We start from the raw sequence: 13,009 nt of genomic DNA on the forward strand, positions 1-13,009 counted from the left end.
CGGCTATACCGTTGCGGCATAAAACACAATTTCTCTTTCAATAACAACAAGCACAGGATTAGCATGCTCGATCCCAATCTGCTGCGTAATGAGCTAGACGCAGTCGCCGTAAAACTGGCTCGCAGAGGCTTTAAACTCGATCTGGATCTGCTGCGTTCGCAAGAAGAGCGCCGTAAGGTTCTGCAGGTAGAAACTGAAACACTGCAGGCAGAACGTAACTCCCGATCGAAATCCATCGGCGCGGCCAAAGCGCGCGGTGAAGATATCGAGCCACTGCGTCGCGAAGTGAACGAACTGGGTGACAAGCTGGATGCTGCCAAGGCCGCACTGGATAAGCTGCAGAACGAGATCCGTGATTACGCGTTGGTGATGCCGAACGTGCCGGACGATGCGGTGCCGGATGGTAAAGACGATAGCGAAAACCTGGAAATCTGCCGCTGGGGCGAGCCGCGTCAGTACGATTTCCCGGTACGCGATCACGTTGAGCTGGGCGAAATGGCCGGTGGGCTGGACTTTGCCGCAGCGGTGAAACTGACCGGTGCGCGCTTTGTGGTAATGAAAGGTCAAATGGCTCGTATGCACCGTGCGTTGGCCCAGTTCATGCTGGATCTGCACACGGAACAACACGGTTATCTGGAAACCTACGTGCCCTATCTGGTGAACCATGCCACGCTGTACGGGACTGGCCAGTTGCCGAAGTTTGGTGAAGATCTGTTCCATACCAAACCGCTGGAAGAGGAATCAGAAAGCAGCAACTATGCGCTGATCCCAACTGCGGAAGTGCCAGTCACCAACCTGGTGCGTGACGAGATCCTCGATGAAGAAGATCTGCCACTGAAGATGACCGCGCATACACCATGCTTCCGTTCAGAAGCCGGTTCTTACGGGCGTGACACCCGTGGCCTGATCCGTATGCACCAGTTCGACAAGGTCGAAATGGTCCAGATCGTGCGCCCAGAAGACTCGATGAATGCGCTGGAAGAGTTGACCGGCCATGCGGAGAAAGTGCTGCAGCTGCTGAACCTGCCATATCGTAAAGTGCTGCTGTGCACCGGTGATATCGGTTTTGGTTCCTGTAAAACCTACGATCTGGAAGTGTGGCTGCCTGCGCAGAACACCTATCGCGAGATCTCTTCCTGCTCCAATATGGGAGATTTCCAGGCTCGTCGTATGCAGGCTCGTTGCCGCAGCAAGACCGAGAAGAAGCCACGCCTGGTGCACACGCTGAACGGCTCTGGTTTGGCCGTAGGCCGTACTCTGGTTGCCGTGCTGGAAAACTACCAGCAGGCAGATGGCCGTATTCAGGTGCCAGAAGCATTGCGCCCTTACATGGGCGGCCTGGAATATATCGGTTAACCCACCTCACGGTGGTAACGAAATAGTGTATCGAAAGCGCCTACGGGCGCTTTTTTTGTATGAATGTTTTTTATTTACGAATGAAAGCACCATTTATTGATAGCAGACAAAGTTTCTTACCTCCTTGTGAGTAATATCCTTACCTATGGAGGGGGAATTATTTTTCCACATCAAACCACCCAGCACTAATTCAGCTTCCTCCTGTCTCTGCCGACCAAGGCATGACTTTTCCCGTTGTTCGGGCAAGACCTGGAGTGAGCTATGTCGAAGCAAAAATCTGCAACATCATCCAACGGTATCAGCCGCCGTACGCTAATGAAATCCGGCACGGTAGCGGGTTTGACCCTGGCTGCTGGCGGTTTTTCGTTGCCTTTTAGCCGTCATGCCGTGGCAGAAACGGTCGGCACCGCGGTACAACCCGTGCCGCAGGATAAAGTGGTGTGGGGAGCTTGCTCGGTTAACTGTGGCAGTCGATGCGCCTTGCGGCTGCACGTGCGCGATGATGAAGTTTACTGGGTGGAAACCGACAACACGGGCGATGATGTTTACGGCAACCACCAGGTGCGTGCCTGTCTGCGTGGCCGCTCCATACGGCGGCGCATGAACCATCCGGAACGACTGAATTACCCGATGAAACGCGTCGGCAAACGTGGCGAAGGCAAATTCAAACGCATCAGTTGGGAAGAGGCTTACAGCGAAATTGCCGCCAACCTGCAACGTATCGTCGCCAAATACGGCAATGAAGCGGTTTACATCAACTACACCTCCGGCATTGTCGGCGGCAATATTACCCGTTCTTCACCCTATGCCTCGCTGGTCGCCCGCCTGATGAACTGTTACGGCGGTTTTCTCAGCCACTATGGCACCTACAGTACCGCCCAGATCGCCTGTGCCATGCCTTATACCTACGGCAGCAATGAAGGTAACAGCACCTCTGATATCGAAAACAGTAAGCTGGTGGTGCTGTTCGGCAACAATCCGGCGGAAACCCGCATGAGTGGCGGTGGTATCACCTACTTTCTGGAGCAGGCACGGGAACGTTCAAACGCGCGCATGATCGTCATCGATCCGCGTTATACGGATACGGCTGCTGGGCGGGAAGATGAGTGGATCCCGATCCGGCCTGGTACAGATGCTGCACTGGTCGCCGGATTGGCGCATGTGTTGATCAGCGAGGATTTGGTCGACCAACCGTTCCTGGATAATTACTGCGTGGGTTACGATGAAAAAACCTTACCCGCCGGTGCACCTGCCAACGGCCACTATAAGGCCTATATCCTGGGGCAGGGCGAGGACGGCGTTGAGAAGACCCCACAGTGGGCATCGCAGATCACCGGCATTCCGGCCGAGCGTATCATCAAGCTGGCACGTGAGATTGGCAGTGCCAAACCGGCCTATATCTCTCAAGGTTGGGGGCCACAGCGCCAGGCAAATGGTGAGCTCACCTCGCGGGCCATTGCCATGCTACCTATCCTGACCGGCAACGTAGGGATTAACGGCGGTAACAGCGGTGCGCGTGAATCAACCTATACCATCACCATAGAGCGGATGCCGGTGCTGGAAAATCCGGTAAAAACGCAGATTTCCTGCTTCAGTTGGACCGATGCCATCGCCCGTGGCCCGGAAATGACCGCCAAACGTGATGGGGTACGCGGCAAAGACAAGTTGGACGTGCCGATCAAGTTCATCTGGAACTATGCCGGTAACACCATTACCAACCAGCACTCCGATATCAACAAAACCCACGACATTCTGCAGGATGACTCCCAGTGTGAAATGATCGTGGTGCTGGAAAACTTTATGACCTCTTCGGCGAAATACGCCGATATTTTGCTGCCGGATCTGATGACGGTCGAGCAGGAGGACATCATCCCGAACGATTATGCCGGCAATATGGGCTACCTGATTTTTATCCAGCCGGCCACTTCTGCCAAGTTTGAGCGTAAACCTATCTATGAAGTGATGAGCGAGGTGGCGCGTCGCCTTGGGCCTGAGGTACACCAAAAATTTACCGAAGGGCGCACCCAGGAGCAGTGGCTGCAATACCTGTACGCCAAAATGCTGGCGAAGGACCCGCAGCTACCTTCCTATGAAGCCTTGCGCAGCATGGGGATTTACAAGCGTAAAGACCCGAATGGGCACTTTGTGGCCTATAAAAAATTCCGTGACGATCCCGTAGCTAACCCGTTGAAAACGCCTTCAGGCAAGATCGAGATCTATTCTGCCAAGTTGGCAGAGATCGCCAACAGTTGGGAGCTGGAGAAGGACGAGACCATCAGCCCGCTGCCGGTCTACGCCTCAACCTTTGAAGGTTGGGATGATCCGTTGCGTAACACCTACCCGCTGCAAATGTTCGGTTTCCACTATAAGGCCCGGACCCACTCCAGCTACGGCAATATCGATGTGCTGCAGGCGGCTTGCCCGCAGGAAGTCTGGATTAACCCGCTGGATGCCAGCCAGCGCGGCATTGCCAGCGGCGAAACGGTGCGGGTATTCAATGGCCGTGGCGAAGTTCGCGTGGCCGCCAAGGTGACACCGCGCATCATGCCAGGCGTGGTAGCTATGGGGCAAGGAGCCTGGCATCAGGCCAACATGAACGGCGATCGTATCGATCACGGTGCCTGCATGAATACGCTCACCACCCACCGGCCATCGCCGCTGGCGAAAGGTAACCCGCAGCACACCAATCTGATCGAGATCGAAAAGGTATGAAATAATAATCATTATCAACAATGGCAGTGATATCAACTATTTATTGATTGTGAACAAGGTGGAACTACCTATTTAGGAGGATAGTTCCACCTAGAGCAGGTCAAAATAAAAAAACCATTACCTGCCATTTTAAAACCGATCTGCGTAGTTGATTGCAGATTTTCCTGTAGCCATACCGCTGGCTGATTGAAGCAACCCAGAGCGAAATATTATGAGCGAGTCCCCCAAAAAACCTCTAACCGGCTTTCAGTGTTCCAGACGAAAGCTGGTCAAAAATAGTGCCATTGGCGGGCTTGCCCTTGCCGTTGGTGGCGTTTCCCTGCCTTTCAGCCGTCGTGCCAACGCTGAAACCTCTCCGACATCCGCCCTTGCCAAACCCGAAGAAAAAGTGGTGTGGAGTGCTTGTACGGTAAACTGCGGTAGCCGTTGTCCCCTGCGGATGCATGTGGTCGACGGTATGATCAAATATGTCGAAACTGATAATACTGGCAACGATGAGTACCAAGAGTTGCATCAGGTTCGTGCCTGCCTGCGTGGGCGCTCAATGCGCCGCCGCGTGTATAACCCGGACCGCCTGAAGTACCCCATGCTCCGCGTGGGCAAGCGGGGCGAAGGAAAATTCAAGCAGATAAGCTGGGATGAAGCCTACACGCTGATCGCTGACAACATGAAGCGCATCATCAAAGACTATGGCAATGAAGCCATCTATTTGAACTACGGTACCGGCACCTTGGGGGGCACAATAACCCGCTCTTGGCCACCGGGCTCTACGTTGATCGCGCGTCTGATGAACTGTTGCGGCGGCTATCTGAACCACTATGGTGACTACAGCACCGCGCAGATCGCCATGGGGCTGAATTATACCTATGGCGGTTGGGCGGACGGTAACAGCCCGACGGACATCGAAAACAGCAAGCTGGTGGTGCTGTTCGGCAATAACCCAGGCGAAACCCGCATGAGCGGCGGTGGGGTCACCTACCTGCTGGAGCAGGCGCGTGAGCGTTCGAATGCGCGCATGATTGTGATCGATCCGCGCTACACCGATACCGCTGCCGGTAGGGAAGACGAGTGGATCCCTATTCGCCCTGGCACCGATGCGGCACTGGTTGCCGGGTTGGCGCATGTGTTAATCAGCGAGAACTTGGTCGATCAGCCGTTCCTGGATAAATACTGCGTGGGTTACGACGAAAAAACCTTACCTGCGGGGGCTCCAGCTAATGGGCACTATAAGGCCTATATCCTGGGCCAAGGTGAAGACGGCATTGAGAAAACGCCTGTCTGGGCCTCAAAAATTACCGGTATCCCGGCCGATCGCATCGTCAAACTGGCGCGCGAAATTGGCAGTACCAAACCGGCGTTCATTTCCCAAGGTTGGGGGCCGCAACGCCATGCCAACGGTGAATTGACCTCACGCGCCATCGCCATGTTGCCGATCCTCACCGGTAACGTCGGGATCCATGGCGGTAACACGGGGGCGCGCGAAGGCTCCTACGGCCTGCCGTTTGTTCGGATGCCGACCTTGGAGAATCCGGTTAAAACCAGCATCTCCATGTTTATGTGGACCGATGCCATTCTGCGTGGGCCGGAAATGACCGCCAAGCGTGACGGCGTGCAGGGCAAGGACAAGTTGGACGTGCCGATCAAGTTTATCTGGAACTATGCCAGTAACTGTCTGATCAACCAGCACTCAGAAATCAACCGTACCCATGACATTCTGCAAGACGAGAAGAAGTGCGAGATGATCGTGGTAATCGATAACCACATGACCTCGTCGGCGAAATATGCCGATCTGGTGCTGCCAGATTGCACCGCCTCTGAGCAGATGGACTTTTGCCTGGATGCCTCAAGCGGCAATATGGGCTACGTCATCTTCGCCGATCAGGCGATCAAGCCGCAGTTTGAATGTAAGAACATTTATGAAATGATCAGCGAGATCGCCCGGCGTATGGGGGTTGAGCAGGCCTTCACCGAGGGGCGGACTCAGGAAGAGTGGCTGCGTCACCTTTATCAGCAATCCCGCGAAGCCATTCCGGCGCTACCGGAGTTTGAACAGTTCCTCAAGCAAGGGATCTTCAAGCAGCGCGATCCCGATGGTCACCATGTGGCTTACAAAGCATTCCGGGCCGATCCGCAGGCTAATCCACTGAAAACGCCTTCAGGCAAGATCGAGATCTATTCTGCCCAATTGGCAGAGCTGGCAGCGACTTGGGAATTATCCAAGGACGACGTTATCGATCCGCTGCCGGTGTATGCGGCCGGTTTCGAAAGCCTCGACGATCCGTTAAGCGGCAAATATCCATTGCAGATGACCGGTTTCCACTACAAGGCCAGAACCCACTCTACCTACGGCAACGTCGACGTGCTGAAGGCCGCTTGCCGCCAGGAAATGTGGATCAACCCGATTGATGCGCAATCCCGCGGCATAGCCAACGGAGACCTGATCCGTATTTACAACGATCGGGGTGAGGTACGTATTAATGCCAAGGTGACGCCGCGCATGTTGCCGGGCGTGGTAGCAATGGGCGAAGGAGCATGGTATGCGCCAGATGGTAGCCGTATCGATCATGCTGGCAGTATCAACGTCTTGACCACCCAGCGCCCGTCGCCGCTGGCCAAGGGCAATCCTTCTCACACCAATCTGGTCCAGGTCGCCAAACTTTAAGGAGTAGCTGATGACTACGCAATATGGATTCTACATTGATTCAAGTCGTTGCACCGGCTGCAAAACCTGCGAGCTGGCCTGCAAAGACTATAAAAACCTGACCCCGGACGTCAGCTTCCGCCGCATCTATGAGTATGCCGGGGGCGACTGGCAGCAGGACGGCGATAGCTGGCACCAGAACGTGTTTGCCTATTACTTGTCGATCGCCTGTAACCACTGCGAAGACCCGGCCTGTACCAAAGTGTGCCCAAGTGGCGCCATGCACAAGCGGGAAGACGGCTTTGTGGTGGTGAACGAAGAGATATGTATCGGTTGCCGCTACTGCCATATGGCTTGCCCATACGGCGCACCGCAGTACAACGAAGCGAAAGGCCACATGACCAAGTGCGATGGCTGCTACGAACGCGTCGCCGTTGGCCAAAAGCCGATTTGTGTCGAGTCCTGCCCGCTGCGTGCCCTGGACTTTGGCCCGATCGACGAACTGCGTAAACAACATGGCACCCTGGCGCAAGTGGCACCGTTACCGGCCGCGCATTTCACCAAACCGTGCATCGTACTGAAACCTAACGCCAACAGCCGCCCGAGTGGTGACACTACCGGCCATCTGGCTAATCCGAAGGAGGTTTAAAATGGGAACGGGATGGCATGAATGGCCGCTGATGGTGTTCACCGTATTAGGGCAGTTTGTGGTGGGCGGCGTCATCGTAATGGGGCTGGCGTTGATCGCCGGTAATCTGACCGATCGCCAGAGCAAGGCGGTACACGGTTCTATGTTTTTCCTGTGGTTGCTGATGGGGATCGCCTTTATCGCCTCCGTGATGCACCTGGGGACGCCGATCAGGGCCTTTAACTCGCTCAATCGCATCGGTGAGTCGGCGTTGAGTAATGAAATCGCCAGCGGTTCGGTATTCTTTGCGGTTGGTGGCCTCTATTGGCTGCTGGCCGTGTTGAAAAAAATGCCGCCGGCGCTGGGTAAAGCCTGGCTGGTGCTTACCATGGTGCTAGGCCTGCTGTTTGTCTACGCCATGACGCGTGTCTACCAGATTGATACCGTACCGACTTGGCACAACGGTTACACCACGCTGAACTTCTTCCTGTCGGTGTTTATCGGCGGGCCGCTGTTGGGCGTGTTGCTGCTGCGGGCCGCCGGTCTGCAAGTGGCTGGTCGTGGTCAATTGATGATGATCAGCGTGCTGGCGCTGCTGCTTAGCCTGTGCTCGGCGCTGTTGCAGGGCAGTGAGTTGGCGACCATCAGCAGCTCGGTACAGCAGGCGTCGGCGCTGATCCCGGAATACGGTCAACTGATGGTATGGCGGCTGGTATTGCTGGTTCTCGGCCTGGGTTGCTGGATTTGCCCGCAGTTGCGCCGTGGTAACGCCAGTGTCATGGGGTTGATCTTGGGCTTTGTGTTAGTCTTTGCCGGTGAGTTGATTGGCCGTGGCGTGTTCTACGGCCTGCATATGACCGTTGGCATGGCCGTGGCTGGCTAACGTTAATCTGGGCGCGGCCTGGCTGCGCCCCTGGAGAAGCCCCAAGTTATGATGCTTGAAAAAATTGCCCTGACTGGCCGTGTGCTAGGTGTTTTATTGTATGCCCCACCGGAGAGCAAAGAGTGCCAGCCTTTACTGGACTCCCTGGCCGACCCGCAGTGGTTGACCGAATGGCCTTATGAAGGCGCTCAAGAGGCAGCAGCCCTGATTGCGGAAGGTTTGACTGGAAACCAGCCAGAGACGCTGTCAGAAGCTTATCAACGCCTGTTTGTTGGCCCACATACGCTGGTTGCTCCGCCTTGGGGCTCGGTCTATCTGGATAGAGAGAGCGTGCTGTTTGGTGATTCGACGCTGCGCCTGCGCCAATGGCTGCGGGTGAACGGTATCGAAGCCCAGCGCGACCAGAATGAACCGGAAGACCATATTGGCACTTTGCTGATGATGGCGGCCTGGTTGGCCGAAGAGAAGCAGCACAAAATGATTTCCGGGCTGATTGCGCTGCACATTCTTCCGTGGGCTCCGCGTTATCTGGAGCTGCTGCAGCAACATGCCGGACATCCGTTCTATCAAGGTGTGGCTCAGCTGGCACAAATCACGCTGGCAGCCTGGGCGGAAGAGTGCCCGTCACCGGTGCCGAGCCTGGAGCTGTATTTCTAATGAACAACGACCAGCAGTTATCTGCGCAAGGCAATAGCCGCCGCCGGTTGCTGACTGGTTGGCTGGATCGTAGTAAAGCCTTGCCGGAGCAGGAAGTCCCCTCTGTGACATTGCCTGCGGTGGCTCGTCCACCTCAGGCTTTGCCGGAGGCGTTGTTCAGTGCGTTGTGCAACGGCTGTGGCGGCTGTGTGAGCAGCTGCCCGTACGGTTTATTGAGCCTCGAGCAAAGCAAGCCGGTATTGAGCATCGATTTCACCGAGTGTGATGTCTGCCGCAAATGCACCGCCGCCTGCCAAACCGGGGCGCTGCGTGACAAAATGCCCTGCGACACGCTGCTGCGCCCGCAAATCAGCCATAGCTGCCTGGGGCGCCAGGACAGCTGCCGGATGTGTACCATCAACTGTCCGCAACAGGCTTTATCCTTCCAGCTTTCTGAAAACGGTGCCCGCCAATTGCAGTGTGACGATACGCTGTGTAATGGCTGCGGGCTCTGCAAGCTATCCTGCTTTCACGGGCATATTTCCCTGGCAGCTTCGGGTGAAAAATCGTTGCCGGAACAGCTATAAAGCCAGTTTTAACCCGTTGTTAAACATATTGTGCGATCGCCCGTTAACCGCCGATTGACTTTTTTATCGCCAGTGGCATGATGCGCGCACTCTACTCTGTCTGTTCGGTTTCAATTTCACTATGTCCGCATATTCTCGCCCAGTGCTTATGTTGCTCTGCGGCCTATTGCTGCTTACGGTTTCCATCGCCGTTTTGAACACTTTGGTTCCCCTCTGGTTAACCCATGCTCAATTGCCAACCTGGCAAGTGGGAGTGGTCAGTTCGTCTTACTTTACCGGGAACCTGATGGGAACGCTGGTGGCGGGCAAACTGATCAAGCGGATTGGCTTTACCCGCAGCTATCATCTTGCCTGTCTGGTCTTTGCCTTCGCTACCGTGGGTATGGTGCTGTCGCTGGACTTCTGGAGCTGGATCGGCTGGCGCTTCTTTGCCGGGGTAGGGTGTGCCTGGATTTGGGTGATCGTTGAAAGCGCGCTGTTGCGCAGCGGTAATTTGAGTAACCGTGGCCAACTGTTGGCGGCGTATATGATAGTTTACTACCTCGGTACGGTTGCGGGGCAGTTGCTGCTAAGCAGTGTTTCAACCGAGCTGCTGGATGTGGTGCCGTGGGTGACCGCCGTTGTTATGGCCGCCATGCTGCCAATGCTGTTTGCGCGGGTTAATAACCAAGATGACGAGCCACAGCAGGCCTCAATCTGGCAGATGTTTAAACGTCGTGACGCCCGGTTGGGCATCAACGGCTGTATTATCTCGGGGATCGTGCTGGGCTCGCTGTACGGCCTGATGCCGCTGTATTTAAACCATCAGGGGATGAGTGATGCCAACGTGGGTTACTGGATGGCGCTGCTGGTCAGTTCCGGCATCGTGGGTCAGTGGCCTATAGGGCGTTTGGCCGATCGCTATGGCCGCCTGTTGGTGCTGCGCATTCAGGTGTTCGTGGTGATCCTTGCCAGCATCGCGATGCTGGGTAACTATGCAATGGCTCCGGCGCTGTTTATTCTGGGCTGTGCTGGTTTTACCTTATACCCGGTGGCGATGTCCTGGGCCTGCGAAAAGGTGCTGCCGCATCAGTTGGTGGCGATGAACCAGACATTGTTGATGAGCTATACCGTCGGCAGCTTGCTAGGGCCCGCGATGACGTCGATGCTGATGCAGAGCTACTCCGATCGGCTGCTGTTTGTGATGATTGCGGGGGTGGCGTTGGTTTATTTGATGATGCTGCTGAAGAAACCTGACCATCACCACACCCCGTTGGCTGCGGCCTGAACATGAAAGACCGATCTTTCGAGTGGCGGGCAATTAATTGATATTGCGTACCAAGATATCTTCCGATAAGTGCAGGCTAATTTTTATCCCTTTTTTAGCTGCACTATATCGGTACTCATTGAGCATTTCGCGAATATCATCATCCAGATAGTCGATACCTTCACAATCTATGATCACTTCGCTATCCGGCTTGATTTGTCCCAATAAATGTTTTAATCGCATCTTGTTCAGAAAGGTCAGGTTTTGCTGACATTTGATTAAGTAGTGATTGTCGTAATGCGTCAACCGCAGGGCGTTGCGGTTGCTTTGATACAAACTTCCTGCCAGTTGTACAACGAGTCCAAGCGCGATCCCTTCTAACATACCGAGAAATAAAATACCGAACAGGGTGGCGGTGAAGGGGATAAATTGTTGTAAGCCTTGCCGCCATAGCGATAAGATAATTTTTGGATGTGCCAGCTTAAAGCCAGTATAAATCAAAATTGCCGCTAAACTCGCCAAGGGAATATTGTTAAGTAAATCAGTAAATAGAACCGCACTGAACAGTAATAATAGCCCATGGATGAGGATTGACAGGCGACTTTGCGCACCAGCCTGCACGTTGGCAGAACTTCTTACTATCACAGAGGTGATAGGTAAGCCCCCTATCAGGCCACTTAGCATATTACCGGCCCCTTGCGCACGTAGCTCTTTATCGGCACTTGGTTCTGGCGTCATGGGGGCAATTTTCTTCAATGCCTCCTGACTGAGCAGCGTTTCCAAACTGCCGACGATGGCAATAGTCATGGCAATCACATAGACCGTAGGATTACGCCAAGCTTGCCAGTTAGGAAAAGAGAGTTGAGATTGTAATGCTTCCACACTTGTCAGCGCAGGCAATTCAATGCGTGCCAGGTTTGCCAGCTCGGGTGACAAATACTGTGCGAGCCAGACAAATAAGCATCCCCATAAAACGGCAATCAGAGGGCCCGGTAATGCGGAAAGCCGCAGGCGCTGCTTAACAGAAGAGCTCCCCCAGAATTTGATAAGCAGTAGCGCCCCGATGCTGACTATTATGGCTGCCGGGGTAATGTCTGCTTGTAGTTGCTGCAAAGTGATGTCTTCGCTCAGCCCATGACCTACAGGGTATCCCATAGCCAGTGGTAACTGCTGTAAAATAAGTAGGATGCCAATACCTGCCAACATACCGTGGATCACCGCACTGGGGATCAGTGCCGCCAATTGGCCACTGCGTAGCATACCAAAGACAAATTGAAATATTCCTGACAGTAGCAACGCGAACAAGAAGGTTGGAAAATCGCCCAAAGAAACGATTGCACTAGTAACAATAGTGACCAACCCGGCCGCAGGCCCGCTAACGGAAAAAGGGGAAGGGCTGAGTAGTGTGACAAGGAGCCCGCCGATGATCCCAGTCAGTAAACCCACGAAGGGTGGAACTCCACTGGCTTGAGCGATCCCCAGACACAGTGGCAGAGCGACCAGGAATACGACTAATCCAGCCGGAAGATCAAAGCGCACATTAGCGTATCTCATGATATCGCTCCGTCGTCGGGGTATTGCGCCAGTACATTCAGGAATCCCGTGTGCATATCGTAAATACAACCAAATAGCGTCAATGCTTTATTCTGCTGCCAGGCTCTCTGGATTATGGCGGTTTTACTGAGCTTATTCAGTTGTACCTGTACGTTGGCATACACGGCCTTTTTCAAATACTCAGTTTCTTCATTTTCGGGAGGTTTTAGAGTGACCAGATGGGGGGCCAGAGAGAAGCGCAGAGATGCAAGACGGCGTGTTAAGGAGTCTTTTACTGGAACGTTTCGAGTACTTAAAGCTGACTGGATCCCACCGCAACCGTAATGCCCGCAAATGACGATGCTGCTTACACCAAGATGTTCTACGGCGTATTGCACCACACTCATCAAATTATCATCTTGTTCTTCGACCATATTAGCAATATTACGATGGACAAATAGCTCGCCGGGTTGTGCACGCACGATAGTTTCAGCAGGGACTCGACTGTCAGAGCAGCCTATCCATAGAATTTCAGGGTGCTGAGATTTTGCAAGCTGTGAGAAGTAACTCGGGTCCCGCCATTGCTGTTCTGTTGCCCAGCTACGGTTTCTTACTAATAGATGATTCAAGGAGTTCATAACATGTCCCTTTGTTGGTATTAATCGGCCATGACCAGCCGTTGTAGAATTCAGCGCTGACGCGTAAACCACCGTCGTTTCTACCAGCATTGCTGATGTTTGACTCAAACGACGCAGTTATACTAAGCAGGTAATATGTAAATTTATCT

General features: G+C 54.1%; 10 protein-coding genes. 8 read left to right on the plus strand and 2 right to left on the minus strand.

Annotation, left to right across the window (positions count from 1 at the left end; genetic code table 11):
• The first annotated feature begins 63 nt into the window (after window positions 1-63).
• The 8 genes from serS (at window position 64) to KGP21_RS11035 (ending at window position 10,710) form a co-directional block, all read left to right on the plus strand.
• On the plus strand, window positions 64-1,356 hold the full coding sequence (gene serS / locus KGP21_RS11000) for a serine--tRNA ligase (protein ID WP_021804939.1): 1,293 nt from the start codon (window positions 64-66) through the stop codon (window positions 1,354-1,356).
• A 261-nt stretch (window positions 1,357-1,617) separates the two neighbouring features.
• Window positions 1,618-4,068 (plus strand): selenate/tellurate reductase subunit YnfE, encoded by a 2,451-nt coding sequence (gene ynfE, locus KGP21_RS11005; protein ID WP_094982383.1) that lies wholly within the window; start codon window positions 1,618-1,620, stop codon window positions 4,066-4,068.
• A 211-nt stretch (window positions 4,069-4,279) separates the two neighbouring features.
• Complete coding sequence (dmsA, locus tag KGP21_RS11010) at window positions 4,280-6,730, plus strand: dimethylsulfoxide reductase subunit A (protein WP_223538167.1); 2,451 nt, start codon at window positions 4,280-4,282, stop codon at window positions 6,728-6,730.
• Window positions 6,731-6,740: 10 nt separating this feature from the next.
• Window positions 6,741-7,358: a DMSO/selenate family reductase complex B subunit gene (locus tag KGP21_RS11015; protein WP_021804936.1), complete on the plus strand. Its 618-nt coding sequence runs from the start codon at window positions 6,741-6,743 to the stop codon at window positions 7,356-7,358.
• Between the two features lies 1 nt (window position 7,359).
• Entirely contained in the window at window positions 7,360-8,220 is an 861-nt protein-coding gene (locus tag KGP21_RS11020; protein WP_094982381.1) for a DmsC/YnfH family molybdoenzyme membrane anchor subunit, read from the plus strand.
• Between the two features lie 48 nt (window positions 8,221-8,268).
• Window positions 8,269-8,877 carry a Tat proofreading chaperone DmsD gene (gene dmsD, locus KGP21_RS11025; RefSeq protein WP_021804934.1) on the plus strand — a complete coding sequence of 203 codons (609 nt, stop codon included), beginning with the start codon at window positions 8,269-8,271 and terminating at the stop codon, window positions 8,875-8,877.
• Window positions 8,877-9,443: a ferredoxin-type protein NapF gene (gene napF / locus KGP21_RS11030; protein ID WP_223538170.1), complete on the plus strand. Its 567-nt coding sequence runs from the start codon at window positions 8,877-8,879 to the stop codon at window positions 9,441-9,443. Before dmsD ends, napF begins: the two co-directional genes overlap by 1 nt.
• Before the next feature lie 121 nt (window positions 9,444-9,564).
• Entirely contained in the window at window positions 9,565-10,710 is a 1,146-nt protein-coding gene (locus KGP21_RS11035; RefSeq protein WP_179247828.1) for an MFS transporter, read from the plus strand.
• 33 nt (window positions 10,711-10,743) lie between these two features.
• Here the strand turns inward: KGP21_RS11035 and KGP21_RS11040 are convergent, their stop codons facing one another.
• Window positions 10,744-12,243 carry a SulP family inorganic anion transporter gene (locus tag KGP21_RS11040; RefSeq protein WP_179247829.1) on the minus strand — a complete coding sequence of 500 codons (1,500 nt, stop codon included), beginning with the start codon at window positions 12,241-12,243 and terminating at the stop codon, window positions 10,744-10,746.
• On the minus strand, window positions 12,240-12,860 hold the full coding sequence (locus tag KGP21_RS11045; RefSeq protein ID WP_179249739.1) for a carbonic anhydrase: 621 nt from the start codon (window positions 12,858-12,860) through the stop codon (window positions 12,240-12,242). Before KGP21_RS11045 ends, KGP21_RS11040 begins: the two co-directional genes overlap by 4 nt.
• Window positions 12,861-13,009 lie beyond the last annotated feature (149 nt).

The sequence above is a fragment of the Serratia sp. JSRIV004 genome (genome assembly GCF_019968705.1).
GTDB classification, from domain to species: domain Bacteria; phylum Pseudomonadota; class Gammaproteobacteria; order Enterobacterales; family Enterobacteriaceae; genus Chania; species Chania fonticola_B.

Excerpts from the sequence above, each read along its gene's own strand:
- ynfE (WP_094982383.1), top strand. The coding sequence starts at position 1,618 with ATGTCGAAGCAAAAATCTGCAACATCATCCAACGGTATCAGCCGCCGT.
- dmsD (WP_021804934.1), top strand. The coding sequence starts at position 8,269 with ATGATGCTTGAAAAAATTGCCCTGACTGGCCGTGTGCTAGGTGTTTTA.
- KGP21_RS11035 (WP_179247828.1), top strand. The coding sequence starts at position 9,565 with ATGTCCGCATATTCTCGCCCAGTGCTTATGTTGCTCTGCGGCCTATTG.
- serS (WP_021804939.1), top strand. The coding sequence starts at position 64 with ATGCTCGATCCCAATCTGCTGCGTAATGAGCTAGACGCAGTCGCCGTA.
- KGP21_RS11045 (WP_179249739.1), bottom strand. The coding sequence starts at position 12,860 with ATGAACTCCTTGAATCATCTATTAGTAAGAAACCGTAGCTGGGCAACA.
- KGP21_RS11015 (WP_021804936.1), top strand. The coding sequence starts at position 6,741 with ATGACTACGCAATATGGATTCTACATTGATTCAAGTCGTTGCACCGGC.
- KGP21_RS11040 (WP_179247829.1), bottom strand. The coding sequence starts at position 12,243 with ATGAGATACGCTAATGTGCGCTTTGATCTTCCGGCTGGATTAGTCGTA.
- napF (WP_223538170.1), top strand. The coding sequence starts at position 8,877 with ATGAACAACGACCAGCAGTTATCTGCGCAAGGCAATAGCCGCCGCCGG.
- KGP21_RS11020 (WP_094982381.1), top strand. The coding sequence starts at position 7,360 with ATGGGAACGGGATGGCATGAATGGCCGCTGATGGTGTTCACCGTATTA.
- dmsA (WP_223538167.1), top strand. The coding sequence starts at position 4,280 with ATGAGCGAGTCCCCCAAAAAACCTCTAACCGGCTTTCAGTGTTCCAGA.